The 26308-nt window shown below is 45.5% G+C and carries 23 protein-coding genes; 11 read left to right on the top strand and 12 right to left on the bottom strand.

Annotated features, from left to right (window positions below; translation table 11 throughout):
* Window positions 1-213 precede the first annotated feature (213 nt).
* On the top strand, window positions 214-927 hold the full coding sequence (gene torR, locus N5E84_RS06815) for a two-component system response regulator TorR (RefSeq protein ID WP_069212047.1): 714 nt from the start codon (window positions 214-216) through the stop codon (window positions 925-927).
* 125 nt (window positions 928-1052) lie between these two features.
* On the opposite strand, the gene elyC is transcribed toward torR, so the two are convergent.
* The gene (gene elyC / locus N5E84_RS06810) at window positions 1053-1877 is read right to left on the bottom strand and encodes an envelope biogenesis factor ElyC (RefSeq protein WP_013857069.1); all 825 of its coding nucleotides are present in this window, start codon (window positions 1875-1877) and stop codon (window positions 1053-1055) included.
* Between the two features lie 88 nt (window positions 1878-1965).
* Between elyC and cmoM the strand changes: the two genes are divergently transcribed.
* From cmoM to mukB, 4 genes are read left to right on the top strand one after another with little or no spacing between them, the layout of a single operon-like run.
* Complete coding sequence (cmoM, locus tag N5E84_RS06805; RefSeq protein WP_017044660.1) at window positions 1966-2757, top strand: tRNA uridine 5-oxyacetic acid(34) methyltransferase CmoM; 792 nt, start codon at window positions 1966-1968, stop codon at window positions 2755-2757.
* A 2-nt stretch (window positions 2758-2759) separates the two neighbouring features.
* The gene (gene mukF, locus N5E84_RS06800) at window positions 2760-4097 is read left to right on the top strand and encodes a chromosome partition protein MukF (RefSeq protein WP_019282193.1); all 1338 of its coding nucleotides are present in this window, start codon (window positions 2760-2762) and stop codon (window positions 4095-4097) included.
* On the top strand, window positions 4078-4809 hold the full coding sequence (gene mukE / locus N5E84_RS06795) for a chromosome partition protein MukE (RefSeq protein WP_017044662.1): 732 nt from the start codon (window positions 4078-4080) through the stop codon (window positions 4807-4809). Before mukF ends, mukE begins: the two co-directional genes overlap by 20 nt.
* Complete coding sequence (mukB, locus tag N5E84_RS06790) at window positions 4806-9263, top strand: chromosome partition protein MukB (protein ID WP_019282192.1); 4458 nt, start codon at window positions 4806-4808, stop codon at window positions 9261-9263. The genes mukE and mukB overlap by 4 nt, the downstream gene beginning before the upstream one ends.
* 79 nt (window positions 9264-9342) lie before the next feature.
* Here the strand turns inward: mukB and N5E84_RS06785 are convergent, their stop codons facing one another.
* From N5E84_RS06785 to N5E84_RS06760, 6 genes are all read right to left on the bottom strand, one after another.
* On the bottom strand, window positions 9343-10320 hold the full coding sequence (locus tag N5E84_RS06785; RefSeq protein ID WP_019282191.1) for an alpha-L-glutamate ligase-like protein: 978 nt from the start codon (window positions 10318-10320) through the stop codon (window positions 9343-9345).
* A gap of 2 nt (window positions 10321-10322) precedes the next feature.
* Window positions 10323-11828 (bottom strand): inactive transglutaminase family protein, encoded by a 1506-nt coding sequence (locus tag N5E84_RS06780; protein WP_019282190.1) that lies wholly within the window; start codon window positions 11826-11828, stop codon window positions 10323-10325.
* A 14-nt stretch (window positions 11829-11842) separates the two neighbouring features.
* Window positions 11843-12595: an ATP-dependent zinc protease gene (locus N5E84_RS06775; RefSeq protein ID WP_029388225.1), complete on the bottom strand. Its 753-nt coding sequence runs from the start codon at window positions 12593-12595 to the stop codon at window positions 11843-11845.
* Window positions 12596-12734: 139 nt separating this feature from the next.
* The gene (gene cmoB / locus N5E84_RS06770; protein ID WP_019282189.1) at window positions 12735-13706 is read right to left on the bottom strand and encodes a tRNA 5-methoxyuridine(34)/uridine 5-oxyacetic acid(34) synthase CmoB; all 972 of its coding nucleotides are present in this window, start codon (window positions 13704-13706) and stop codon (window positions 12735-12737) included.
* Window positions 13707-13800: 94 nt separating this feature from the next.
* Window positions 13801-14544 carry a carboxy-S-adenosyl-L-methionine synthase CmoA gene (gene cmoA / locus N5E84_RS06765; protein WP_019282188.1) on the bottom strand — a complete coding sequence of 248 codons (744 nt, stop codon included), beginning with the start codon at window positions 14542-14544 and terminating at the stop codon, window positions 13801-13803.
* Between the two features lie 100 nt (window positions 14545-14644).
* On the bottom strand, window positions 14645-15511 hold the full coding sequence (locus N5E84_RS06760; protein ID WP_069212046.1) for a DUF72 domain-containing protein: 867 nt from the start codon (window positions 15509-15511) through the stop codon (window positions 14645-14647).
* A gap of 276 nt (window positions 15512-15787) precedes the next feature.
* On the opposite strand from N5E84_RS06760, the gene aspS reads away from it, so the two are divergent.
* On the top strand, window positions 15788-17563 hold the full coding sequence (aspS, locus tag N5E84_RS06755; RefSeq protein ID WP_019282187.1) for an aspartate--tRNA ligase: 1776 nt from the start codon (window positions 15788-15790) through the stop codon (window positions 17561-17563).
* Window positions 17564-17683: 120 nt separating this feature from the next.
* Window positions 17684-18262 (top strand): thymidine kinase, encoded by a 579-nt coding sequence (locus tag N5E84_RS06750; RefSeq protein WP_026028832.1) that lies wholly within the window; start codon window positions 17684-17686, stop codon window positions 18260-18262.
* 62 nt (window positions 18263-18324) lie between these two features.
* Here the strand turns inward: N5E84_RS06750 and N5E84_RS06745 are convergent, their stop codons facing one another.
* From N5E84_RS06745 to N5E84_RS06730, 4 genes are all read right to left on the bottom strand, one after another.
* A complete protein-coding gene (locus tag N5E84_RS06745; protein WP_019282186.1) occupies window positions 18325-19713 on the bottom strand; it encodes an IS4-like element ISVa18 family transposase in 1389 nt (462 codons plus the stop codon).
* 163 nt (window positions 19714-19876) lie between these two features.
* Complete coding sequence (locus tag N5E84_RS06740) at window positions 19877-20509, bottom strand: YdcF family protein (RefSeq protein WP_019282185.1); 633 nt, start codon at window positions 20507-20509, stop codon at window positions 19877-19879.
* Window positions 20502-21332 (bottom strand): NAD(P)H-binding protein, encoded by an 831-nt coding sequence (locus N5E84_RS06735; protein ID WP_019282184.1) that lies wholly within the window; start codon window positions 21330-21332, stop codon window positions 20502-20504. Before N5E84_RS06735 ends, N5E84_RS06740 begins: the two co-directional genes overlap by 8 nt.
* Window positions 21333-21364: 32 nt before the next feature.
* On the bottom strand, window positions 21365-22255 hold the full coding sequence (locus N5E84_RS06730; RefSeq protein WP_019282183.1) for a LysR family transcriptional regulator: 891 nt from the start codon (window positions 22253-22255) through the stop codon (window positions 21365-21367).
* A gap of 96 nt (window positions 22256-22351) precedes the next feature.
* Between N5E84_RS06730 and N5E84_RS06725 the strand changes: the two genes are divergently transcribed.
* Window positions 22352-22795, top strand: a complete 444-nt coding sequence (locus N5E84_RS06725) for a PACE efflux transporter (RefSeq protein WP_013857051.1) — start codon at window positions 22352-22354, stop codon at window positions 22793-22795.
* Between the two features lie 64 nt (window positions 22796-22859).
* Here N5E84_RS06725 and N5E84_RS06720 read toward each other — a convergent pair whose 3' ends face one another.
* Entirely contained in the window at window positions 22860-23093 is a 234-nt protein-coding gene (locus N5E84_RS06720; RefSeq protein ID WP_010318620.1) for a TIGR02647 family protein, read from the bottom strand.
* Window positions 23094-23395: 302 nt separating this feature from the next.
* Here N5E84_RS06720 and focA point away from each other — a divergent pair, with 302 nt between their 5' ends.
* The 3 genes from focA (at window position 23396) to torC (ending at window position 26303) form a co-directional block, all read left to right on the top strand.
* The gene (gene focA / locus N5E84_RS06715) at window positions 23396-24250 is read left to right on the top strand and encodes a formate transporter FocA (protein WP_026028023.1); all 855 of its coding nucleotides are present in this window, start codon (window positions 23396-23398) and stop codon (window positions 24248-24250) included.
* A 640-nt stretch (window positions 24251-24890) separates the two neighbouring features.
* Window positions 24891-25067: a trimethylamine N-oxide reductase system protein TorE gene (gene torE / locus N5E84_RS06710; RefSeq protein ID WP_010318622.1), complete on the top strand. Its 177-nt coding sequence runs from the start codon at window positions 24891-24893 to the stop codon at window positions 25065-25067.
* A 51-nt stretch (window positions 25068-25118) separates the two neighbouring features.
* Entirely contained in the window at window positions 25119-26303 is a 1185-nt protein-coding gene (torC, locus tag N5E84_RS06705) for a pentaheme c-type cytochrome TorC (RefSeq protein ID WP_026028567.1), read from the top strand.
* Window positions 26304-26308 lie beyond the last annotated feature (5 nt).

Raw genomic sequence — 26308 nt, 5'->3', positions numbered from 1 at the left:
AAATGAATAGCAGTCGCTAAGAAAATGAAAAAATATGAGTGATTTTTTCATTAAGTTAATGGATGTCTGGAAGGTTGTTTTGAATCAATAAACTCTCATCTTTCTTAATTTTAAAAGTGATACGACTAGAATTATGACTATTTATGAATAGAATGGCTTTGTACAGAATCTCGAGCCGAGGTTTGAACATTTCTATAGAGTAAAGTGGTGTAAATGAGCTATCACGTATTAGTAGTTGAAGATGATGCAGTCACTCGCAGCAAGCTAGCTGGATACTTTCAAAGCGAAGGTTATATGGTAACGCAAGTGGAAAGCGGTACTCAGATGAGAGATGCTTTGAAAAACAGCGCGATAGATCTGATTATGCTAGACATTAATTTACCCGGTGAAGATGGTTTAATGTTAACGCGTGAGCTACGCAGCCAATCTGATATTGGCATCATATTAGTGACAGGGCGCACGGATAGCATTGATAAGATTGTTGGTCTTGAAATGGGGGCCGATGATTACGTAACGAAACCTTTTGAATTGCGCGAGTTGCTGGTGAGAGTGAAAAACTTGCTGTGGCGGATCTCGACCGCAAAAAACAAACTGAACGAAGAGAGCGGTGTATCTCACAATACGAATTTAGTGCGCTTTAGCGAGTGGACCTTTGATATCCAGCGCCGAGCGCTGAGCCGTAATGGTGAGCCCGTAAAACTGACCAAAGCGGAATATGAGCTATTAGTTGCCTTGTCGTCATATCCGAATCAAGTCCTTAGCCGTGAACGTATTTTAAATATGATCAGCCATCGTGTGGATGCACCTAACGATCGAACGATTGATGTACTGATTCGACGCATGAGGGCGAAGATGGAGTTTGATCCCAAGAATCCGCAAATCTTTGTGACTGTGCACGGTGAAGGTTATATGTTCGCTGGTGATTAGCTGAGTGGTCGCGTGTGTAAAATTGGCGTTGGGCCGTGCCTTTTTATTCCCATGATTTTTTGTAGCCGCGATTATCAAGAAAAACGGAGCACATAAGTGGCTCCGTTTTGGGTTGAATACAATTGCTAATTGCTATTGATGTCCAATTCTGTATCGCCATGCCCGGAGGCCCAATCACGTAAGTCTTGCCACAGCAGCCCTAACGTTTCATACCAGTAACGCTCGGTTTGTTCTAAATAACGCGCTCGAGGAGCGTATTTTTCCCAAGGTTGCTCAATATTCGTTTGCGCTAAGAAATTGGTTGGCGCAGGTATTGGGTCAATACCTGCAGAATTAAACTCTTTTAACGCTCTTTCCATATGACTGGCTGACGTTACCAAAACCAGCCTACGCTGTTGAACAAAGGCGGCGGCTTGTCGTGCTTCTTCCCAAGTATCTTTAGCTGTTTCTAGCAAAATAATATCGGATTTATTCACTCCAAGCGCGAGTGCCACCACGGCTAGCATGCGCGCATGGCTAAATTCCGACCCGCCAGAGTAGCCTGATAAAATCAACTTTGAGCCGGGGTACATACGCATGACACGTATGCCTTCGTTTAGGCGTACCAACGCAGTGCGGCTGAGTTCCGAGGTCGGTGGTATTTGGTCATCCACTACGTGGCCGCTGCCTAAAACCATCACATAATCGATGGTGCCATCAACGGGGAGAAAAGCCGAGTATTGTCTTTCCAAAGGCATTAGCATGCGCGTTGCAAAGGGTTGGAAAGAGATAAGAAATATCCCCACTAAAGAGAAGAGGACAAACATACAGCCAGTCTTACGTCTGACGGTGAACATTATGAGCATTAATCCGACAAAACCGAGGATTAGCATTGCCGGAAGAGGCATTAATAATGAGGAAATAACTTTTTTCAGCTCAAACATATACAAAATAGTCCGAAAAAACACCACTTGATAATAAAAAGGAACAAAGCCCCTTTATTCCTGCCATTCCTATGACAGAATAGCAGCACGATTCGCTATCATAACTCAAGCCACTGTGACTGAAGACCGGAATTTCGACGATATTGCCCACAAATTTGCAAAAAACATATACGGCTCTGACAAAGGTGAAATTCGTCAAGTCATTGTTTGGCAAGATCTTGAGCAACTGCTCGCTTTGTTGAGCAACCACCCAAAACCTTTGCAAGTGCTTGATGCTGGCGGCGGTTTGGCACAAATGTCACAAAAAATAGCCAAGCTGGGACACCAAATCACGCTGTGTGATTTATCCTCGGAAATGCTTCAACTTGCGGAACAAGAGATCCGCAAAAATGGTCTGCTTGAGCAGTATCGGTTGGTACATTCCCCCGTGCAATCCATCCAATCGCACCTTAGTGCGCCAGTGGATGTGTTGTTGTTTCACGCGGTGATGGAATGGTTAGCCGAACCAAAACCCGCATTGCAGAATTTGTTAGAGCAAGTTAGGCCAGGTGGTATGGCATCAATCATGTTCTATAACCATCATGGCTTGGTGTACAAAAACGTTGTCTGTGGCAACATTCCCCATGTATTGGAGGGCATGCCACATCGCAAGCGGTTTAAGCTCCAGCCTCAGCAAGGGCTAAAACCTGAAGAAGTGTATCAATGGATCGAAGAATCAGGATTTGAGATTTGTGGAAAATCGGGCATCCGATCATTCAGTGACTATATTGGGAATGTGAAAAATATGGGTGACTACCAATATGAAGATGTACTGGCACTCGAACAACAATTATGTAGACAAGAGCCGTACCTCTCGCTAGGTCGATACATTCATGTATGGGCGAAAAAGAAAATAGAGCAGGAATAACAATGAGTGAGATGACTCAGAACGCTGCACAGCAACCTATTGATGAATTGGTTGGTTGGGTAAAGCAGCATGATTTCTCATTGAACCTGACGACAGAACGACTGGCGTTCCTTATTGCCATCGCAGTATTGAGTAACGAAAGGTTTGATGAAGAATTAGGTGAAGGTGAGTTACACGATGCGTTTGCCATCGTAACTCGCTTATTTGAAGAAACCGGTGAAGCCTCCGCGTTTCGTGCCAATAATGCGATCAATGAGTTGGTAAAACAGCGCTTAATGAGCCGCTTCACCAGCGAGATGACTGATGGCGTTAGCATTTACCGTTTGTCACCGTTGGCTATTGGCATTACGGACTACTACGTCCGCCATAGAGAGTTTTCCAAGCTGAAGCTCTCAATTCAGCTTTCTATGGTCGCCGATGAAATGACCAAGGCGATTGAAGCTGCGAATAAAGGTGGTACTCCCGGGCATTGGAAAAAGAACGTCTACGGCGTATTAAAATACTCGGTAGGGGAAATTTTTGATCGTATCGATTTAAACCAACGTGTGATGGACGAGCAGCAGCAATCGGTCAAACTGCAAATCGCAGAATTGCTGAATAAAGATTGGCGTGAAGCGATCAACAACTGTGAATCGTTATTGTCTGAAACCTCTTCAACGCTGCGTGAACTGCAAGACACTTTACAAGCGGCGGGGGATGAGCTGCAAACGCAAATTTTGGATATTCAAGAATTGGTTTATGGCGAAGCCGAACTCGAATTTATTGAAGAAATCCTGTTTGGATTACAGATGAAACTTGATCGCATCACCAGTTGGGGACAACAGGCGATCGATCTCTGGATTGGCTACGACCGCCATGTCCATAAATTCATTCGTACCGCCATTGATATGGACCAAAACCGAGCGTTTAGCCAGCGTTTACGTCAATCACTCAGCGACTATTTTGACGCGCCTTGGTATCTCACTTATGCCGATGCTGAGCGTTTAACCGACCTGCGTGATGAAGCTCTCGTGTTAAGAGATGATGAGGTGATGGGGCAAGTGCCTCCAGAAGTGGAGTACGAAGAGTTCCAGCAAGTCAATGATGAGCTCTCCTTGCGTATCGGCAGCATGCTCAAAGGTCATAAAGATCAAGGGATGCCAATTGATTTAGGACGAGTACTGAGAGACTACCTCGCCACTCATCCCCATACACATCATTTTGATTTAGCCCGAATTATTGTTGATCAAGCGGTGAGGCTTGGCTACTCAGAGCAAGATTACCAAGCCATCCAACCTGACTGGCAAGCGATCAACGATTTTGGTGCAAAGGTACAAGCAAATGTCATCGACAGATATTAATGAATACATGCCAGAAAATCTGGCTAAAGCGATTTCAAATCCTTTATTTCCTGCGCTAGATAGCCAGCTTCGAGCTGGGCGTCATGTTTCTAGTGATGATTTGGATAATCACACCTTTTTATTGGATTTTGAGCCCGATTTAGCGCTGTTTTACCAACGCTATAACACCGAATTAGTCAAAGCGCCGGAAGGCTTTTTTTACCTGCGTCCTCGCTCTACTGCTTTAATCAATCGTAGCGTGCTGTCTGAGTTGGATATGCTGGTCGGCAAAGTGCTCTGTTTTCTTTATTTGAGTCCTGAACGCCTTGCGCACGAAGGCATCTTTACTAATCAAGAATTGTACGAAGAGCTACTGTCTCTGGCCGATGAAAAAAAACTGATGAAGCTCGTCACCAACCGAGCCAGCGGTTCAGACTTAGACAAAGAAAAGCTGTTTGAAAAAGTGCGTACCTCACTGCGTCGTTTACGTCGTTTGGGGATGATCATCCATTTAGGTGATACCAATAAATTCCGCATTAGCGAAGCCGTATTTCGTTTTGGTGCCGATGTGCGTATTGGTGACGACATGCGTGAAGCACAACTGCGTTTGATTCGCGATGGTGAAGCGGTTGTCCACGCCCAAGAGCCGAATCAAGGCAGCTTGCTGGATAACGAAGACGAGATTGAAGAACAAAATGTTAACGAGCAAACAGAATGGGAAGGTGAAGCATGATTGAGAGAGGTAAATATCAATCGCTAACCATGATCAATTGGAACGGCTTTTTTGCTCGTACTTTTGATATTGATGGATTAGTTACCACCTTGTCAGGCGGTAACGGTGCGGGCAAATCGACCACCATGGCGGCATTTATCACCACCTTGATCCCAGATCAAAGTTTGCTCCATTTTAGAAACACCACCGAAGCGGGCAGCTCACAAGCGTCTCGCGATAAAGGCTTATACGGTAAACTGCAAGCGGGCGCATGTTACGCCGCGTTGGATGTAGTGAATTCACGCAAACAGCGTTTACTGTTTGGCGTTAAGCTACAACAGGTGGCGGGGCGCGATAAAAAAGTGGATATCAAACCGTTTGTGATTCAAGGCTTGCCAAGCCATGTTAAACCAACCGATGTGCTGATTGAAAACGTCTCAGACAACCACGCGCGCGTGCGTCAACTCAATGAAGTGAAAGAGATTGTCGCGAAAATTGAAGGGGCGCATTTTAAAGCGTTTAGCTCCATTGTCGATTATCACGCGCAGATGTTTGAATTTGGCGTGGTGCCAAAAAAACTGCGTAACAGTAGTGACCGTTCAAAATTCTATCGCTTGATTGAGGCTTCTTTATACGGCGGTATTTCCAGTGCCATTACTCGCTCGTTGCGTGATTATCTGTTGCCACAAAATGGTGGTGTGAAGAAAGCATTCCAAGATATGGAATCGGCGTTACGTGAAAACCGCATGACGTTAGAAGCGATCAAAACCACGCAAGCGGATCGTGATCTCTTCAAGCACCTGATTACCGAATCGACAAATTACGTGGCCGCTGATTACATGCGTCACGCCAACGATCGCCACAATAAGCTAGAGCAAACGCTCGCGTTGCGTAACGAGTTATTCGGCTCTCGCCATACATTGATTGAGCAAAATCGATTACTCAATCAAGTTCAAGAAGAGCTTGAACTGCTGTTAGAGCAAGAATCTACCTTAGAGCAAGATCACCAAGCCGCTTCTGATCACTTGCAACTGGTGCAAAACGCACTGCGTCAGCAAGAGAAAATTGAACGCTATCAAGAGGATTTGCAAGAGCTCACTATTCGCCTTGAAGAGCAGATGATGGTGGTGGAAGAGGCGCAAGAGCGCGTCATGATGGCTGAAGAGCAAGCGATTATCTCTGAAGATGAGGTCGATAGCTTAAAGAGTCAATTGGCCGATTACCAACAAGCATTAGATGTTCAACAAACGCGAGCATTGCAATATCAACAAGCCGTACAGGCGCTCGATAAAGCCAAACAGTTGCTAAATGATGATCAGTTAACACCAGAACGTGCCCAAGCGCAGGTTTCTGATCTCAAGCATCAGCAAGACGCTAACACCACCACCTTATTAGCGTTAAAGCATAAATTGGACATGTCTTCGGCCGCGGTCGAACAGTTTGAGCAGGCACTGAAATTGGTGCGCAGTGTGGTGGGTGAAGTGCCTCGTCACGATGCGGCTCAGCATGCAAAAGCCATCATGCAGCAAGCGCGTAACGCCCAGCAAATCAGCCAAAATGAAGCACAGTGGTATGCACAGCAGCGAGATCTGGAACGTCGCTTAAATCAGCAGCAAGTGGCGCGTCAGTCCGTGGTTGAATACCAAAAGCAACACCATATTGACTTGCACGATGAGCTAACACTAGAGCAAGAGCGCGAGCGCCACGCCGCTCTGATTGAATCGCTGGAATATGAACAAGAAGTGCTGCGTGAACAGCGCAGTGAGCAGCGCCGTACCGAACAAGATAAACAGGCTGAAATTCAACGACTGGAATCGATCGCTCCGACTTGGATTGCTGCCAATGATGCATTGCATACTTTACGTGAACAAAGTGGTGCAACATTAGAAAATAGCCAAGCTGTGATGGCGCAGATGCAGCAAGTGCTTGAGCAAGAAAAAGCACAATCAATCGCTAAAGATAAGCTGGCAGAACGTCGCGCGCAGCTTGAAAACGAAATCGAGCGCTTGGCGTCTCCTGGTGGTTCAAATGATCCTCGCTTGAAAGGATTAGCGGATAGCTTAGGTGGCGTTTTACTGTCTGAAATTTACGATGACATCACGATTGACGATGCACCTTATTTCAGTGCCATGTACGGCCCGGCTCGCCATGCGATTGTGGTTTCGGATTTATCTGGCATCAAAGAGAAGCTGGTCGAGCTTGATGACTGCCCAGAAGATCTGTACATCATTGAAGGTGATGTCGATGCCTTTGATGATAGCTCGTTCAATGCTGACGAATTGGAAGGAGCGGTATGTGTTCAGCTCAATAACCGCCAAATGCGTTATTCTCGTTTACCTGAGATCCCACTCTTTGGCCGCGCCGCGCGCGAACAGCGTTTAGAGTTACTGCGTAACGAGCGCGAAGAAGTGGTGGAAGAGCACGCGAAAGCGGCGTTTGATTCACAAAAACTGCAACGTCTATACCACAGCTTTAACCAGTTTGTTGCTTCACACATCCAAGTCGCTTTTGAAGCGGATCCAGAACAAGCGTTGCAAGCGGCACGTGAGCAACGCAATCAACTGGTCCGTGTATTGGCTGAATTGGACGCAAAAGAACAGCAGCAGCGCAACCAGTTACAGCTGAGCAAACACGCGTTAACGATGCTCGATAAGCTGGCTCCTAACATGTTGCTCATTGAAGATGAGGCATTGCAAGCACGTTTCGATGAAGCTGAGCTGAACATTAATCAACTGGCGGAAGCGAAAGCGTTTTTAAGCTCGCACGGTAAAGCCATCGCGGAGTTAGAGCAGCTTGCTTCAGCGCTTGAGGTTGACCCGCAGCAATTTGATGCACTCACCGCACAATATCAGCAAGCGGATCAAGCTCTTCAGACATTGAAAGTGCAGATCTTTGCACTCTCAGACGTGATTGAACGCCGCCACTATTTTAGTTATTCCGATTCGGTTGATCTGCTCAGTAAAAGCAGCGAGCTAAGTGAGCAGCTCAAAAACAAATTGGCCGAGGCAGAAAGCGCCCGTACTCGTACTCGTGATGAGCTCAAACAGGCTCAAAGTCAAATGAACCAATATAACCAAGTGTTAGCGGCCTTAAAAAGCTCGCATCAAGCTAAGTTGGAAACGGTTCAAGAGTTCAAGCAGGAGCTACAAGAGTTTGGTGTGCATGCCGATGAAGGTGCGCAAGAGCGTGCTGAACGTCGTCGTGATGAATTGCAACAGCGTCTGCATGCCTCACGTACCCGTAAGAGCGAGTATGAACGTACACTAACCGCAACTGATCTTGAAATGAAAGCATTAGTTAAACGGTTGAAAAAGGTGCAGAAAGATTATCAAGATCTGCGCACATTTGTGGTGAATGCAAAAGCAGGGTGGTGCTCTGTATTACGTTTGGCGCGTGATCACGATGTTGAGCGCCGCTTGCATAAACGTGAGCTGGCGTATCTATCGGCCGATGAACTGCGTTCCATGTCGGATAAATCGTTGGGCGCGCTGCGTTTAGCAGTCGCAAGCAATGACGACCTACGCGATGCACTGCGTTTGTCGGAAGATAACGCACATCCAGAACGCAAAGTTTTGTTCTACATCGCCGTGTATCAACATCTGCGTGAGCGTATTCGCCAAGACATCATTCGCACTGATGATCCTGTTGAAGCGATTGAAGAGATGGAAGTGGAGCTTGCGCGTTTAACTGAAGAGTTGACTCAACGTGAAAACCGTTTAGCGATCAGCTCTGAATCGGTGGCCAGCATCATCAAAAAAACCATTCAACGTGAGCAAAATCGTATTCGGATGCTCAACCAAGGTTTGTCTAACATTAACTTTGGTCAGGTGAAAGGCGTTCGCCTTAACGTGAAAGTACGCGAGAGCCATGAAATCCTACTCGCGGGATTATCTGAAAAACAGAGTCAGCATAAAGATCTGTTTGAGAGTACTCGTTATACCTTCTCCGAAGCGATGGCGAAATTGTTCCAGCGTGTTAACCCGCATATCGATATGGGGCAACGTTCACCGCAAGTATTGGGTGAAGAGCTATTGGATTACCGCAACTACTTAGAGCTGAGTGTTGAAGTAAATCGCGGATCTGATGGCTGGTTGCAAGCGGAATCTGGCGCATTATCGACTGGTGAAGCGATTGGTACCGGGCAATCTATTTTATTGATGGTGATTCAAAGCTGGGAAGAGGAATCTCGTCGTCTACGCAGCAAAGACATCGTTCCATGTCGTTTACTGTTTTTAGATGAAGCGGCGCGTTTGGATGCCAAATCCATTTCAACCTTGTTTGAACTGTGCGAGCGTCTGGATATGCAACTTTTAATTGCTGCGCCAGAGAACATTAGCCCTGAGAAAGGCACGACTTATAAATTAGTGCGCAAAGTGTTTAAAGATCACGAACACGTTCATGTGGTCGGTCTACGGGGTTTTGGTCAAACTGAAAAACCAAAATCAGAAGCACAGCAGATGGCCGAAATGCTGTAAGCATCGCCTCCATCGCTAATAAAAAAGCCCAATACTCCTGATAGAGATTGGGCTTTTTAGTGATTAAATTTGGTGAGAGTTACTCACTTAACTCACCAGAGCCGAATTGCTTAGCGGCATAAGCGACACGTTCTTCTGGGCTAGGGTAGATAAGTTGCGATCCTAAACTTTCGATATGCTGCAAACGTGGCAGCAGCCCTGCGCCATTGGCTATCTGGATAGCAAGTCCAGGGCGAGCGTTAAGCTCAAGTACCATTGGTCCTTCTTCTTTATCCAGTACCATGTCGGTTCCCATATAACCAAGGCCGGTCATTTCCCAAGCACTAGAGGCTAAGGTGAGTAGCTTTTTCCAATGTGGTACTTGCAACGTTGAGAGATCTTTGCCGGTATCTGGGTGCTCAGTGATGGGTAAATTAAACTGCACGGCTCGTACGGCTTTTCCTGTGGCAATATCAAGACCTACACCAACAGCGCCTTGGTGTAAGTTGGCTTTACCATCAGAAGCCGAAGTCGAAAGGCGCATCATCGCCATGACGGGGTAGCCCTTGAAGACAATAATGCGTACATCAGGCACACCTTCATAGCTAAAGCCTTCGAAACAATCGTCAAATTTAATCAGGTTTTCAACCACAGCCACATCATTTTTACCGCCTAGTGAAAATAGTCCTGCCAAGGCATTACTAATATGGCGCTCAACATCTTGCTGGTTGATGGTCGCACCAGAAGGTTTAGTGTACACACCATCCTTGTGCGACATAATCACTAAAATGCCTTTACCACCGCTTCCGCGCGCAGGCTTTATCACAAAGCCTGGCCACTCTTTAACCATGGCATGGATCGACTTCACATCCGCTTGATTACTGATCACACCAATCAGTTTTGGCACAGTACAACCCGCACGTTGCGCAATCAATTTGGTTTGTAACTTATCATCAACCAATGGGTATTTTGAGCGATCGTTATAGCGACCAATGTAGCTATGGTTACGCTTGTTCATGCCCATAATGCCTTTACGGCGTAGCTTAAATGGAGAAGTGTATTCGGATAATGAAAACATCTTTACTCCTCGGCTAACGGTTTAAAGCGGCGAAGTTCAGTTAAACGGTAGCCCGTATAGGTTCCCAATAGCAGAATGGCAGCTAATACGATCAGCTGTAAGCCAATAAAATTAAAGGTTAGGTGTTGCACATAAGAGTTAGTCATACCTAAGTAGATCAATACTGAGGTAAACAGTGAGCCGCCACCTTGTAAAATCACCTCTTTTGCTCCTTCTTCTTCCCACAGAATCGACATACGTTCGATGGTCCAAGATAGAATGATCATCGGGAAGAAAGTAATGGATAACCCTTCGGTGAGGCCGATCTTAAAGGCAACAACCGTGAAGACAGAGATAATGAGTATTACAGTGATGATCACCGCCGATATTCGTGCCACCAGCAGCAGGTTTAATTTCGATAAATAGCTACGAATGATTAAACCCGTTCCGACGATAAGCAGAAAGCCCACGATACCAGTCAGTAATTGAGTTTGAACAAAGGCTACGGCGATCAGTACCGGCATGAAAGTACCTGAGGTTTTTAGCCCAATAATCACCCGTAAGAACACCACAATTAATGCGCCGATAGGGATCAACATAATGGTCTTGAACATCGCTTGCTCTTCAAGCGGTAAACTGTGAATAGAGAAGTTTAAGAGTTTGTCGGCCTCAATTTTATTATTGGTTGCCGTTTGAGGTGAAACATCTTGAGACAGCATAGTGAAGTGAACTTGGCTATTTTGTCCACCCGTGACATCCAGCAGTGAAACGTTGGATTCATCCCAAACCAGTAGGTTAGGGTGGTTGGGCTGCGTGCCCGTTTCAGGGTTAAAAAGCACCCACTGATCGCCATTCCATATTTCGTTCATGTGTTGAATCGTTTGACGGCGGCGACCATCTTCGAGCTGAATAACACCAACGACTTTATTGGGAATTTGAGAGTATGACAGCAGTTTTTGTGTGGCGTCTACTTTGCTCATTTTATTGAGTAGTAAAGAGGCGTTTTGGCTGTCGGTGTCATTGAGATTTTTAATCAGTTCGCGGGTAAAAGTAATGTTATCCGCAGAGCGTTGGTTCGCTTGCTCAATTAATGCGATAGCTGCGGCTTCTTCTGGACCGTTAAAGGTCGGTTGAACTACATCGCCCACAGGCGGGATAGGTGTTGCTTTCGCTTGGGGATCAACTAAAAATTGGCTTTTATAGTAAATAGTTTGTGGGCCAGTTGCTTTGCGGATTGACCATTCAACACGTTTGCCTGTGTCAGTCGTAACGTAAGCGACGCCATAACCCGGCGACGATGACGATTCATTGATTAAGGTATACCCATCTTGAGTATGAGGTGCGGCTAAAGAGACTTTGGCTTCTTTACCTAACGCATTGAATTCGACGCGTGCTTCAATATCCCAAATTTGGCGAGTTTCTCCAGGTGTCCATGGCACCCCGTAAGTTTGGTGGCGAACTACACTCAGTGTAATTCCTGCCACTATCAGCAATAAAACGGATAGATAAAATGGAACTCGTGACGTCATAAATGTCCTTGCTACTATTTAGTTTCGGTTTGGATGTACTTGCGACTGACATCGACTAACGCGATATCACGAATAAACTCGCGGCCTAGAAGAATAGCATGGCTCATTTGAGAGCGATCAGCTAAGGTGAACTGTGCTTTTTCGTGAATACTGCCTAATTTTACCCACAGCTCAACAACGGCTCTGCGTTCCATTTCTTCATTGGTCGATTGGCGAATTTTAACGTAGCGAATAATGGGTGATTCAATCCAGTTACTTTCGTCTGTTGCTCTATCTCCATCGGAAAGATGAAAGCGCACCCAGTTTTTCCCATTACGTTCAAACTCTTCAATATCAATCGCATTGAGTGAAGAGGTGGCGGCCCCTGTATCAACTCGAGCATCAAAGGTTTGTTTGATCGAATCAATCGTGACTTTTTCGACTTCACCTAAAATGACGTCATAGCGTGATTTTTGAATAGAGGTTGTAGCGACTGGAATTATCACATCATCATTACTGGTTGCTTCTACACGTTTTTGTTGGTTATTGGTCGTGGTCTGCTTAAGTTTGGTCAGTTTTTGATCGAGCTTTGATATTTGGTTTTCAAGGCTTTCAATGTAATCATTCTGGTTACTTAGCTGAAGCTCAAGGTTGGTCATTGTGTTGCTGAGGTTTGATTCGGCAGTTTGAATCGCTGCGAGGGTAGCTTGGTGGTATTGTTCACCATTGGTTAGAGTGCAACCTGACAGTAAGGCAATGGCAATGACGGGGGCTACAGACTTAAACATTTGCGACCTTATGTGTTTGTAATGAATACGGATAAACCGAAGTTTAGCTAACAAAATTTAGCTGATAAAAAAGGATGCGTACGGCATCCTTTGACAAGGGTAGTATTATACGCATAGTCAAGCGTTAAAACTGTGTCAATTATAGTTTTTTTGCTACCAAAATAGCGCGTCGTGGTGCGGGATACCCTTCTACGGTTTTGCTTGGGTCGTTTGGGTCAAGATAGTCGGGCAATGAGTTGTGCGTCATCCATTGAGTTGTTCGTTGTTCATCAACAGAGGTGACGTTTTCATCAACGATACGCACGTCACCAAAACCACATTTCTCAAGCCACACTTTGAGCGCTTTGGCGGAAGGGAAAAAGTAGACGTTACGCATTTGTGCGTAGCGGTCGACAGGGACCAACACCGCATTTTCGTCGCCTTCAATCACCAACGTCTCAAGAATCAATTCGCCCCCTGTGACCAACTGATTTTTCAATTGGATCAGATGATCTAGCGGTGAGCGGCGATGGTATAGGACACCCATGCTAAATACAGTGTCAAAGGCATTCAATTCGGGTAATTGTTCAATGCCTAGTGGTAGAAGATGAGCACGTTGGTCATCACCCAATAGTTTACGCACCGCTTCAAACTGCACTAAAAACAGGTGCGAAGGGTCGATACCCACACACAGGCGAGCACCTTCGCCAAGCATACGCCACATGTGATAACCATTACCACAGCCGACATCCAGCACGGAACGGTCTTTCAGCGGTGAAATGTGGGGCAATACGCGGTCCCATTTCCAATCGGATCGCCACTCAGTGTCGATATGGATACCATGTAAGTGATAAGGGCCTTTGCGCCAAGGATGAAAAGTTTTAAGCAAACTTTCTAATTTCTTCTGTTCGCCTAACGTCAGCGGTGTGCTATTTGAGAGAGTGACTGACTGTTTGAGCTCGATCAGCTCAGGTGTACCCGAGGGGATTTTATTTAACGCACGAACCCAGCGGTCAAAGTCGCCATGCTCTGCATTTTGCCAGTCCGTCAACTGCTGTGGCAAAACGTTTAGCCAAGGTTGAAGACGGGTATCTTGAGCGATCAGTTGATAAAAATTGGCAAAGTTAAACATGCAAAGCGTATTCCTAGATTAGGTAAAAAGATCCTAGATAAATGGCTGGTCAGGTTTTGGCCCTTCTAGGGAAAAGAGCTAAAATGTCATTCTATTATTTGATAGCGAACATCGAGCCAAAGTTGAAACACTGGAACCACACTTCATAACTTGAAAAGCCAATGTGTTTAAAGCGAGCTTTATGTGTTGTGATGGAGTCTGGGCGCATCACATTTTCAATCGCACTGCGTTTTTGACTGATTTCTAATTCGCTGTAACCATTGGCTCGCTTGAAATCATGATGAAGGTCAATTAGCAGATCATGCGCCGTTTCATCTTCAAAAATGTACTTTTCAGATAAAATCAGTATGCCACCGGGGCGAAGACCCACGTAGATTTTTTCAAGCAGTGCTAGCCTATCTTCTGGCGATAGAAATTGCAGCGTAAAATTGAGCACCACTACTGAGGCATCATGAATTTCAATCTCACGGATGTCGGCTTCAATTACCTCGACAGGCGTATCCGAACGATAGGCGTTAATGTGCAGTTTACAACGCTCAACCATAGCAGGCGAATTATCAACCGCTACAATTTTACAACCTTCTTGGCGAATATGACGACGCATCGAAAGCGTAGCCGCGCCTAAAGAGCAACCCAAATCGTAAATGGTAGAGTGTGGCTTAACAAAGCGCTCAGCTAACATGCCGATTGCAGAGATAATATTGCTGTACCCCGGCACAGAGCGCTGAATCATATCAGGGAAGACTTCAGCAACTCGTTCATCAAAGGTGAAATCACCAATCTTATCGATTGGGGCAGAAAAGATGATGTCTTTATGATGGCTCATGGTGTACCTCATAGCGGCGCGCAACAAGTAGTGCCGACGGCTGCACTACCTTAAAAAAGGCGCACATTCTAAGAGAAAAGTGTGCGCGTGTCATTAACCTCGCACGCGATCATCAAAATAGGGTGATTTGGTGTTGGTCATCTTGGGCTGGAAATGTTGTCAATGTAGGTAATGTGAGTCGTTGTTGCAGCTGTTGGTATAGCTCAGCGGCTAATAATGGGGCTTCAATATTGTCTGGTGTGTGGACCATAAGATAAGGTTGTTTTCCTTGGTCGATCCAATGTGGCAGTTTGGTCATCCACGCTTCAAAAAAGGGATAATTGGCCTCTAATTCTGGGTGGCCGATAAAACGGATCATCGGCGTTTGTGCCGTGGCAATGGCGTGAACAGGGACTTTAGGTTTCTTTTTCTGAGCATCAATGATGACGTCGGTCGTCGGTTTGGCCGAAAAGATAGGACGACTATCCATAATGATTCGGTCAACCGACGATTCAACTAACCATTGATTAAGCGCTTTTTCAGCTTCTCCCTTAGCAAAAAACTCAAGGTGCCGCACTTCAACACTCAGTGGAAAACCTGCGGGAAAATAGGCGCAGAATTTTTTCAACTGTTCTAAGTGCTGTGGGCCAAAAGTAGCTGGCAGTTGGATGGTCCATAATCCAACACGAGAGTGCAGAGGCTCCATGAGCATCATAAAATCTTTTAACTGATCTTGGCAGCCAGTGAGCTTATGTTCGTGGGTAATAGCTTTGGGCAGTTTGAACGTAAACCGAAAATCATCATGAGTGGCGGCGCGCCAGTTCTGTACTGTGTTCATGGAAGGTGACGCATAGAAAGTAGTGTTGCCTTCTACGGTATGAAAAACCCTCGCATACTTTTCAAGACGCTGCGCAGCAGGCGTTCCCGCGCCGTAAAACGTACTTTGCCAGCCCGCGTGTGACCACATGGTAAGGCCGAGTCGTAGTGGTAAATTCATCATACTGACCTTTTATCCATTACTAAAAATAAATACTCTACGAGAGTTTTGATGATTTTGGTATTTTAACGCTATAATCAGCCGCAATTTCTCAGCGGTGTTGCTATTTTGGTTGATTATTGATTTAAAAAGCAGCAACCCTTGATAAAACACAACAAATTGTATTCTGGAAGGTCGATTTTGCACATCTTTCAGCGTATAAATGGAACTTTGCGCTGCTCAGATAATGACGCTGAGCGGCTTAGAATTGATAACTAATTAGAGATTGGGAAATTCATTATGCGTAGCCATTATTGTGGTCACCTGAACAAGTCCCTCGCAGGACAAACTGTGGAGTTGTGCGGCTGGGTTAATCGCCGTCGTGATTTAGGCGGTCTTATCTTTATTGATATGCGAGATCGTGAAGGCATCGTTCAGGTGGTGGTTGATCCAGATATGGCGGATGTATTTGCAGTAGCTAACCAACTGCGTAATGAATTCTGCATTAAGCTAACTGGTGAAGTACGCGCGCGTCCAGAAAGTCAAATCAATAAAGAGATGGCGACTGGCGAAGTGGAAATTCTCGCGAGTGGGATTTCGATTATCAACCGCAGTGATGTTTTGCCACTGGATTTCAACCAAAAGAACTCAGAAGAGCAACGTCTAAAATATCGTTACTTAGATCTACGCCGTCCAGAAATGAGTGATCGTATTAAGCTGCGCGCTAAAGCGTCTAGCTTTGTACGCCGCTTCCTTGACGAACACGGTTTCCTCGATATTGAAACGCCAGTTTTGACGAAAGCAACGCCGGAAGGGGCGCGTGATTACTTAGTGCCAAGTCGTGTGCACAAAGGCAGTTTCTATGCACTTCCTCAATCGCCACAACTGTTTAAACAGTTGCTGATGATGTCAGGTTTTGACCGTTACTATCAAATCGTAAAATGTTTTCGTGATGAAGATTTACGTGCTGACCGTCAACCAGAATTTACTCAAATCGATATTGAAACGTCATTTATGACGGCCGACCAAGTGCGTGAAGTGACCGAAAAAATGGTTCGCAACATGTGGCTAGAACTACTAAACGTTGATCTAGGCGATTTCCCTGTGATGCCATACAGCGAAGCGATGCGTCGCTATGGTAGCGACAAGCCGGATCTGCGTAACCCACTGGAATTGGTTGATGTTGCAGACCTTGTAAAAGATGTGGATTTCAATGTTTTCTCTGGCCCAGCTAATGATGCTAAAGGACGCGTTGCGGTTATTCGTGTACCGGGTGGCGCGGCATTAACTCGTAAGCAAATTGATAGCTACGCTGAGTTTGTTGGTATTTATGGCGCGAAAGGTTTGGCGTGGATGAAAGTCAATGACCGCGCTGCTGGCTTAGAGGGTGTTCAATCTCCGGTCGCGAAATTCCTTTCGGCTGACATTGTGGAAGGCATTTTGGCGCGTACTCACGCTGAGTCTGGCGACATCATTTTGTTTGGTGCCGATAAAATAAAAGTGGTGACTGAAGCATTGGGTGCGCTGCGTTTGAAATTGGGTAAAGATCTGGCGATCACCAATGAAAATTCATGGGCTCCACTATGGGTTGTTGATTTCCCAATGTTTGAGGAAGATGACGAAGGTAACTTGCATGCTATGCATCACCCATTTACCGCACCACTTAACTTAACCGCGCAAGAGCTGCAAGCCAACCCCGCGGTTGCAAATTCAAATGCTTACGACATGGTATTAAACGGCTATGAAGTGGGCGGTGGCTCGGTGCGTATTCACAATGCTGAAATGCAATCTGTGGTGTTTGATATTTTAGGTATCGATGCGCAAGAGCAACAACTGAAATTTGGCTTCCTATTGGATGCGCTGAAATTTGGTACACCACCACACGCAGGTCTTGCATTCGGTCTTGACCGTTTGGTGATGCTGTTGTGTGGTACGGAAAATATTCGCGACGTGATCGCTTTCCCTAAAACAACCGCAGCCGCTTGTTTGCTAACGGATGCACCGAGTCTGGCTAACCCAGCGTCGCTCGAAGAGTTGGCGATTGCGGTGACGGTCGCAAAAGAAAAAGCGCAATAAACGCAACGGTAACAGGGTGGCGAAAGTCACCCTCTTTTTTGCCCCCGCGTAGGGTTATCCTTTTTTATTTGAGTGAACCTTGTTCTCTCGCCAATTGACTTAGTGACAGGAATCTCTCTTTTGGCTCAAATGTATTTCTATTACTCTGCGATGAATGCAGGTAAATCAACCACTCTTCTACAATCTTCTTTCAACTACCAAGAGCGTGGTATGACGCCCGTGATCTATACCGCTGCCATCGACGACCGCTATGGTGTTGGTAAAGTAAGTTCAAGAATAGGATTGGAATCAGACGCCCAGCTTTTTACCGCTGAAACGAATTTGTATGATGAGATCAACGCACTGCACGAGCAACAAAAGCGTCACTGCATTTTGGTTGATGAGTGCCAATTCTTAACCAAAGATCAAGTCTATCAATTGACTGAAGTGGTCGATAAAATCGGCATTCCGGTACTGTGCTATGGCTTGCGTACCGATTTCTTAGGTGAGCTATTTGAAGGGAGTAAATATCTACTTTCTTGGGCCGATAAGCTGGTGGAATTGAAAACAATTTGTCATTGTGGTCGTAAAGCGAACATGGTCATTCGCACCGATGAACATGGAGTGGCGATTGCCGAAGGTGATCAAGTCTCTATTGGTGGTAACGATAAATACGTGTCGGTATGTCGTCAGCACTATAAAGAAGCCTTGGGTAAGTAAATTCATTACTTCTGCGCCTTGAACAAATTATTCGATAGGGAGGTTTAAGCCCTGTCTCTTGATCACAAGTCTGGTGAATCAAGAGACTTAGCCAGTTCATACCCTTCAAGGATGGTTTGTAACCTAAACCATCCTTGCCATAATGTCTTTATAGGAGCACGACCCGTTCGCTTTGTATTCTTCCAACCCCCTAATCGAGCAATACCTCTGTAAGCCCATGATATGTCCGGAGCTTCCTTCGGTAGCCCTTTTCTTTCTAGCTTTAGCCACATTAGCTTCCATGCTTTGCCTTTTAATATCGGCTCACAACTTCTCTTAGATAACTCATCTGATTCATTCATAAATCTCAACTGGAGCAACCGAGTCGCGATAAAAGCCAGAATAACGCTGAGCCTTTCTAAGTTATCTTTGCTTTGCATTCTCAATTGCTCGACTTGAGTGCCTTCACTTTTCCAGACTTTATGAAAATCTTCAATTAGCCAACGCAGCTCATAATAACTGACAATTTTAAGTGCCTCTTCCCTGCTCGTTACTGGCTCTGAGGTCAGTAAGTGCCATGCGAGCTTATCGTTACTCTCTCCTTGCTCTATGCATCCCACGTAGTAAAGCGAAATGTTATTGAACTCTTTTTTCTTCGCGGGAGATTTGAGTGTCACGGGGGCATATTTGATGTCTAGGTGAACCGTGCGAGCTTTACGGCCGCCTTTTTGCGGTATGTCGAGCACTCTTTCTCCTGCTGGTTGCAGCTTGGAAGCGTAGTCATAAAGACGATTATCATGCTCTTTTATACAGCGACTTTGCATTGAGCGAACGAGGAATCGCTGTTGTTGCTCTTGCTTGTAAGTGAGGTATTCAAATAGGTCGGCTTCTCTATCGCACACAGAAATAACATCTGAGATTTTATCGCCAAGTCGCTCTGCGACATGGCGAGAAGCTTGCTCCCATTTATAGCTTTCTTTCTCTTTGTATGGTCGAGTGGCGTACTGGTGTCCTTGTCCACGCTTTTCAATATCTCGAGTCCAGCGTTGTTGTTCAATTAAGCCAACAACCACTTGAGTTTCGGGAGCAAAAAGTAAGGTCGAGTGTATGAACATAGCTCGATTTCGATTGCCTTGATTGGAGTGCCCAAGTTCATCTTGTATGCTGCGATGGGAGTAACTTAGAGAAGTCGTATCTTCTAATGCAAGAAGTGTTTGTTGTTCTAAAGCCTCTTGCGCTGTGACATGAAAGCCCGCTTCAGCGATATCTTCTGCTTTGATTTGCTCATTACGGATAAAGCGATAAGCCCCTTCCATATCTGCAGGGGAGATGATGAGTTTCGAGACCGGTACGCCAGGTTGCTCGGCCAGAGAGGCAGCTAGGGCAACGAGTCTTTGAGTACGTCTTGGGTCATTGAGGTGAGCTTGACCAAATTGCTTTTGTGCCCAGAGGGTTGGTTCTATATAAGTCATTCTAATCATCCTTATTATTGCTTAGATGATCAGATCATGAAACATAAAATTAGTTCAAAAAAAATCCCCAAGCAGAGGCTTGGGGATTTGTGTATAAGAGACAGGGTTTAAGCCTCCCTATCTATTTTGTATGCCCCACAACTTTGTATGCCCACAACTTGTGTTACCACTCAAATTGACTCAGAACTTGGTAAGCAAGTGTCACATCGTCTGGGATCGGTTGCTCAATCTGAAATCCTTGTGCTGGGTAGTCGCGGACTCGCACAAAATCGTCTAATAGCGCACTCAGTACAACATCAACGGTGAAATCCTCATCAAGATAATCGAAAAATGTCTCTCCGCCAGAGGTCACCATCAATGACTCAAATGGGGCGGGCCACTGCTTAACAAATGTGGCGTAGGCACGACGTTCCATGAAGGGTTTTTGAACCACAATAATACGTTGCGCAGTGATCGATTTTTCTGCCAATAGATGGTGACTAAATCGTACATTTTCTCCAGAGTGAGTCGCCTCTTTTTCCAGTAAAATCGCGTGGGTTGGGACGCCACAATCTTTGGCTATGTCAGCAAAGGTTTCTGCTTCGCTTTTAGCAAATTTACCCTCAGTAAAACGCCCTTGTCCGCCAGAGAAAAGAAGGTAGGGAGCCAGATTTTGTTGGTACAAATGTGCAGCATACTCAGCCACGCGCAAATCATTGCTGCAAAACACCATAATGATATCGGCCGCGACGAGCTCATGCTTCATCTGCATGTACTGCCACAAGGTTTCAATGTGTTGGTAGAGATGTTTACTCATTCAGTGCCAGTGCCTCTAACGTGTGTGAATAATGAAATTGATAGCCCAATTGGCTCAGCTTGTCGCTTAAGATGCGTTTGTCTGCAATATCGACAATTGGCGGCAATGGTGAGTCTAGCTCGGCGGCCGCCAACGCGGCTTGATAAAACTCAGCTTTACTCACGGTTTGTGGTGTGGTGGCGTTAACGACCTGTTTGGAGAGTTTTTCGCTGGCAAAAATCAGTGCACCAATGGCGTCTTTTTGATGCAACATATTAGCTGGTGCAAGCTGGCTGACTTGCGCCAAACGCGCTGCAAATCGTGAGGGATGACGGTTTGGTCCGATCAAGCCACTACAGCGTACAATGACATAATCTAGCCCTGAATCGATAACGTGTTGTTCGGCTTGTAACATGATTCGTGCTCCTTCACTGAAGTTTGAGTCACTTTGCGCCAGTGACAAGGAGGCATCCTGTTCACTCATTGGTTGTGCAATGTCAGGATAGACGCTGGTTGAGCTGACCATGACGATTTTACGCACATTAGCCAGCTTTGCTTGTGCGACTAAATATTGCCACTGCTGCGCATACTCTTGCCCTCTTCCCTTGCGAAAACCGGGTGGAAAGCTGCCTATCACAATCTCACTTTTTTGAGCAATAAAGTGCTGCGATAAGCTTTGGTCGCGCAGAGAAAGATCGCATACAAAGCCTGTGATGCCATGTTGCGTTAACTCAAGCATTCCTGCCGTTTGGGTGCGGCTGGTGTAGACTTGGTGGTTTTCGGTAAGAGCTTGCGCTAGAGGAAGGCCTAGCCAACCTGCGCCAATGAGGGTAATGGTGCTCATAAAATGTACATCCTGTATTGATTGTATGCCGATCAGGCATCGATGAGTGGACTAAGCTGGCGCAACAACTGCCTGACCATTTTATGGATAGGATCGGCGCTCATGCGTTGGTGCTGAATGACATCAATGTTGGTATACCAAGCCAGCTGTTCAAACTCAACAGGGACACGTACTAATTTCCCCATCGCTTGTTCACTTTCGGCTAAATAGCTTGGCAGCAAACACCATCCTAAACCGCTTAACGCCATCTCTAATAATAGATAGTAGTTATCGGCGTACCATATCTCGGGGCTAAAGGCTTGATGGAAACTGCTGGTTTTATGGCTGCGTGAGCGGATAACGAGTTGGCGATGCAATCTTAGCATATCGATATGGGGCGCTTGATGCTGAGCCAATTCATGCTCTGCGGCCACATAAACATCAAAACGGATTGAACCGACATTTTCAAAATCAAGGTTATTCGGTAAGGCCAATTCACTGAAGATGATCCCACAGCTAGCGCGACCTTGTTCCACCATCTCAATCACATCGGTACTTGATGCACTTAAACATTCAATTTCAATGTGTGGAAACTGTGTGGCTAACTGTTTGAATAAATGGGTTAACCCTTGTAACGGGATCCCTTCATCCATCGCGAGCGAAAGCTGTTGATTGGGTGATGAAGCAAGCAGTTGTGCTTGTTGCGCTAAGCGTTGATGTTGCTGCAACGTCGCTTGCGCATACGGTAGAAGTCGCTCGCCTTGCGCGGTTAATCGTGGATAACGGCCGGAGCGATCAAACAGTTCTACGCCGCAATCAATTTCTAAATTGATGATGTGTTGGCTAACAGCTGATTGAACTTTGCCCAACTGTCTTGCCGCGCCGGAGAAAGAGCCACTCTCAACGGTTGCGGTGAAGGCTTGCAACTGATCAATACTCAACATATCTCATTTACCGATACTATCTAACTTTTTGGTATCTTCAATATAGATGAAAATGAGCCCATTCAACACCTCAGACGAAGAATAAAGAGGAGAAAAATGATGTCAATGAGAGAGCTGTCGATGAAAGAGCGCCTTTTCCATGCCATAACGTTTGAAGTGACCGCATTAGCGTTAATTATTCCAATCTCCGCATTGGTGACAGGGCAGGGAACGGGGGATTTAGCCATGATAGGTATTGGTTTGAGCCTATTTGCCGTAGCGTGGAACTATCTATACAACGTTTTGTTCGACCGAGTGTTTGGTACCAACCGATTAGCGCGTACGGTTAGCTTACGCTTGTTACACACGACCGGTTTTGAAGGTGGGCTCGTCTTTATTTCTATTCCGGTGATCGCTTGGGTTTTAGACGTATCGATGTGGGATGCATTGATTTTGGAAGCTGGGTTTCTGACCTTTTTCTTTATCTACACCACACTGTTTAACTGGGGATATGATCGAATTCAGCCCTATCAACGTTGGATTGAGCGAATGGCCAAATAAAGAAGGGCGGTTTTTAAAGGGGACAAGGCAGCCAGCAGAGTCATGGCTGCCTTTGCAGGCTAGATTAAGAGTTCAAAACGCGCAGCACGCGCTCTGCATGCTCGGCCACTTCGATACCTTCATCCGTCAAATAGCCACCATCAGGTAATGTACACAGACCTTTTTCGTAAAGACGTTGAACGGCGGATTGCATGTCGTCAGACGCATCATTACGGACTTTAATGCCAGTCGCAGCGCTGCTTAAATCAAATTGGAGGAGTAGATTGAGCTCGGCGATATTTTGTTGAGTAAATTTCATCTCGACACCTATATAGTGAATGATTTTTTGTCACCATAGATGGCAGCGCTGTTGGCTGCAATCAGTTGTTGTAAGAAATGTTATCTGCAACCAAATTGGGGATATTTCACACAGTTATATTCATCATTGGTTTGCAAGAGAGTGGCTATCTATAGACGCTGGATATGGGCTATCAATAAATTTTTATGATTTTCATCACGCTAAACACATTTTTTGTAAACATAGAAAATAGCTCTTGAATTGTCATAGGAATGGAGCGATTATCCGCGCCTTATATAACTTGTTTCAAAATGTTACTTGCCATGAACTTAAACCAATTTGATTCTCTATTGCCACCGCAAATGGCAGAGCGCGCCGCAGAAACTGGCGTTGGAAAAGCGACGAAAGATCCGATGAAGTCTTTCCTTCTTGCCATTTCTGCTGGCATTCATATCGGTATTGCTTTCGTTTTTTACACTACAGTGACGACAGGAACGGGCGATATGGCTTGGGGTCTGAGTCGTTTTATCGGCGGCTTTGCGTTTAGCTTAGGTCTTATTCTGGTGGTGGTCACCGGTGGTGAGTTATTCACTAGTTCAGTGCTGACTTTGGTTGCACGTGCGAGTGGCAAAATTTCTTGGAGCATGTTGATTAAAAACTGGGTCATCGTCTATTTTGGCAACCTTGCTGGTGCGCTGATGCTTGTCGCTTGTATGCTAGTTTCCAAACAATATATGTTTGATGGTGGCCAAGTTGGCCTCAATGCGATGGCCATTTCTCAGCATAAATTGCATCACGAGTTTATGCAGGCAGTAGCGCTTGGCATTATGTGTAACGTGTTGGTGTGCGTGGCGGTCTGGATGACTTTCAGTGGTCGTACCTTGACTGACAAAATTATGGTGATGATTTTACCTGTCGCCATGTTTGTCGCCGCGGGTTTTGAGCACTGCATCGCTAATATGTTCCAAGTTCCGATGGCAATTGGTATCAAATATTTTGCACCCGCTGAGTTTTGGCAGATGACGGGTGCCAATATTGCCGACTACGCAGACCTTAACTTAATGGGTTTTTTGATCAATAACCTATTACCCGTGACGATTGGCAATATCATCGGTGGGGGTGTTTTTGTTGGCATTTGGTACTGGTTAATTTACCTTCGAGATGGATCTCACGAATAACTCCTTATTGAATAAATGATTTTAGAAGCGGCTTTAAGGGCCGCTTTTTGTTGTCATCTCTAAACCATCGCCTTAGGTGGTGTTGACTGCTTCTGCTAGTGTTTGTTCACTATTTATACCTTTAAAACAGCTTATCCACATTTTCTGTGGATAAGCTGTTTTAAAGCCAGTGTGTAAGATCAATTCTATCAAGAAGTGCACAAAAACCCAGCAGTGGGCAGTGCATTATGCACTGAAGTGGGGCGAATATAACACCGATTCCTGAGCGGTGATCGACATCTAACCATTCCTCATCTTATTAACAATAGCGTTACACTTCGGTTGCCATTTGAGTGTTTTGCGGGAAGAAATTCGCACCTCAATCCTATCTTGCAATTCATTTTGTTTCTTTTTTGTTTCTTGTTTAACGTTTATGAAAAGAAATTAAATTGACACAACTACTCACATTTTTATACATAAATTCTTAATCAAACACAACTCCGTGTGAGCTCAAAAAAGTAGTGGATTCCTTGCTATATAAGGTAGGAATCGATTGAACCCTACAAAGAGTATGGTCTAACATTTCGTATCAGAAATGGTAATAAGCTGAGCTCTGTCGTCGAGCTGCTCAAAATGACTGAAATACAAAACAGGCAAATGTATGAGTGATGTTAATAAAATAGAGAGTAATGAGAAACGTTCGCTTGAGTGGAAGTCTTTCCTCTTAATCACAGTGGTTCTCTTTCCGATCTTAAGTATCGCCTTTGTCGGCGGTTATGGATTTATTGTTTGGATGCTGCAAGTGTTCCTCTTTGGTCCTCCTGGTGCGCACGGTTAATTCCACGGTTCACCCGTAATCCTTTTGATCGAAAATTTAAGAGAGCGAATCATGAAATCATTGTTAGTCAAAATTTGGCGCACTATGACTCGTCCAGCCGTGCACATCAGCCTTGGTGTGCTCACGATGGGCGGTTTTATCGCCGGTGTGATTTTCTGGGGCGGTTTTAATACTGCACTGGAAGCCACCAACACAGAAGCATTCTGTATCAGCTGCCACACAATGCGCGACAACGTTTATGTTGAGCTGCAAGAAACCGTGCACTGGAAAAACCATTCAGGCGTACGTGCCACTTGCCCAGACTGCCACGTACCACACGAATGGACCGCTAAAATTGCGCGTAAGATGCAAGCCTCTAAGGAGGTATTTGCGCAAGTTTTTGGTGATTTAGGTACCCCTGAAAAATTCGAAGAGCGCCGTATTGAATTGGCCAAGCATGAGTGGGAGCGCTTTTCAGCCAACAACTCATTGGAATGTAAAAATTGCCACAATTACGATTCGATGGATTTCGAACAGATGTCGGCAACCGCGCGTATTCAGATGAAACAAGCAGCGGAAAAAGATCAAAGTTGCCTAGATTGCCATAAAGGGATCGCCCACAACCTGCCTAAAAATATGGATAGCTCAGGTGGACTGATTGGCGAGCTAGAGCAATTGGCATCTAAAACCGATTACTCGGTCGGCAAGCAAGTGGTGAGCGTTCGCTTCTTACCTATTTATGAAGATGCGCAAGCCAAAGTCGAAGCCGGCCTTCTGAACCCAGCATCGGCAGTCACGGTATTGGATGAGAAAGGAGAGATGATTCAAATCGAAATTGATGGTTGGCGTAAAGCAAAAGGTTTTGGTCGTGTGATCCAAGAAGATTTTGGTATGAACATCGCTGTGGGCTCCTTGATGAAAGAAGCGGCACAAAATGATGCAATCGTCACTGTTGGTGAAAAACGTGTCGATGATCTTACCGGTCTACCTTGGGAAAAAGTAAACGCGAAAGTGTGGATGAAAAAACAAGCCATGCTCGATAGCGTGGATCCTATTTGGGAAAAAGCGGGTGAGGCCTATAAAACGAACTGCTCTGTCTGTCATAGCCAACCGGATGAAGCGCATTTTGATGCGAACACTTGGCCTGGCATGTTTAACGGCATGATGGCATTCGTCAACTTCGACACAGACAGCGAAGCGTTAGTCTTGAAGTACCTACAAAAACACTCTTCAGATTTTGCTGAAGGTCACCATTAATCCAC

Origin of the sequence: Vibrio sp. J502, assembly GCF_025397955.1 — a bacterium.
In the GTDB taxonomy this organism is placed as follows: Bacteria; Pseudomonadota; Gammaproteobacteria; order Enterobacterales; family Vibrionaceae; genus Vibrio; species Vibrio anguillarum.
The sequence above is the reverse complement of the archived record's forward strand: the minus strand, read 5'-3'. Positions and strand labels throughout refer to the sequence as shown.

Coding starts and splice junctions, on each gene's coding strand:
- torR (WP_069212047.1), top strand. CDS start 214: ATGAGCTATCACGTATTAGTAGTTGAAGATGATGCAGTCACTCGCAGC.
- mukF (WP_019282193.1), top strand. CDS start 2,760: ATGAGTGAGATGACTCAGAACGCTGCACAGCAACCTATTGATGAATTG.
- mukE (WP_017044662.1), top strand. CDS start 4,078: ATGTCATCGACAGATATTAATGAATACATGCCAGAAAATCTGGCTAAA.
- mukB (WP_019282192.1), top strand. CDS start 4,806: ATGATTGAGAGAGGTAAATATCAATCGCTAACCATGATCAATTGGAAC.
- N5E84_RS06785 (WP_019282191.1), bottom strand. CDS start 10,320: ATGTTTTCATTATCCGAATACACTTCTCCATTTAAGCTACGCCGTAAA.
- N5E84_RS06780 (WP_019282190.1), bottom strand. CDS start 11,828: ATGACGTCACGAGTTCCATTTTATCTATCCGTTTTATTGCTGATAGTG.
- N5E84_RS06775 (WP_029388225.1), bottom strand. CDS start 12,595: ATGTTTAAGTCTGTAGCCCCCGTCATTGCCATTGCCTTACTGTCAGGT.
- cmoB (WP_019282189.1), bottom strand. CDS start 13,706: ATGTTTAACTTTGCCAATTTTTATCAACTGATCGCTCAAGATACCCGT.
- cmoA (WP_019282188.1), bottom strand. CDS start 14,544: ATGAGGTACACCATGAGCCATCATAAAGACATCATCTTTTCTGCCCCA.
- N5E84_RS06760 (WP_069212046.1), bottom strand. CDS start 15,511: ATGATGAATTTACCACTACGACTCGGCCTTACCATGTGGTCACACGCG.
- aspS (WP_019282187.1), top strand. CDS start 15,788: ATGCGTAGCCATTATTGTGGTCACCTGAACAAGTCCCTCGCAGGACAA.
- N5E84_RS06745 (WP_019282186.1), bottom strand. CDS start 19,713: ATGACTTATATAGAACCAACCCTCTGGGCACAAAAGCAATTTGGTCAA.
- N5E84_RS06740 (WP_019282185.1), bottom strand. CDS start 20,509: ATGAGTAAACATCTCTACCAACACATTGAAACCTTGTGGCAGTACATG.
- N5E84_RS06735 (WP_019282184.1), bottom strand. CDS start 21,332: ATGAGCACCATTACCCTCATTGGCGCAGGTTGGCTAGGCCTTCCTCTA.
- N5E84_RS06730 (WP_019282183.1), bottom strand. CDS start 22,255: ATGTTGAGTATTGATCAGTTGCAAGCCTTCACCGCAACCGTTGAGAGT.
- N5E84_RS06725 (WP_013857051.1), top strand. CDS start 22,352: ATGATGTCAATGAGAGAGCTGTCGATGAAAGAGCGCCTTTTCCATGCC.
- N5E84_RS06720 (WP_010318620.1), bottom strand. CDS start 23,093: ATGAAATTTACTCAACAAAATATCGCCGAGCTCAATCTACTCCTCCAA.
- focA (WP_026028023.1), top strand. CDS start 23,396: ATGAACTTAAACCAATTTGATTCTCTATTGCCACCGCAAATGGCAGAG.
- torE (WP_010318622.1), top strand. CDS start 24,891: ATGAGTGATGTTAATAAAATAGAGAGTAATGAGAAACGTTCGCTTGAG.
- torC (WP_026028567.1), top strand. CDS start 25,119: ATGAAATCATTGTTAGTCAAAATTTGGCGCACTATGACTCGTCCAGCC.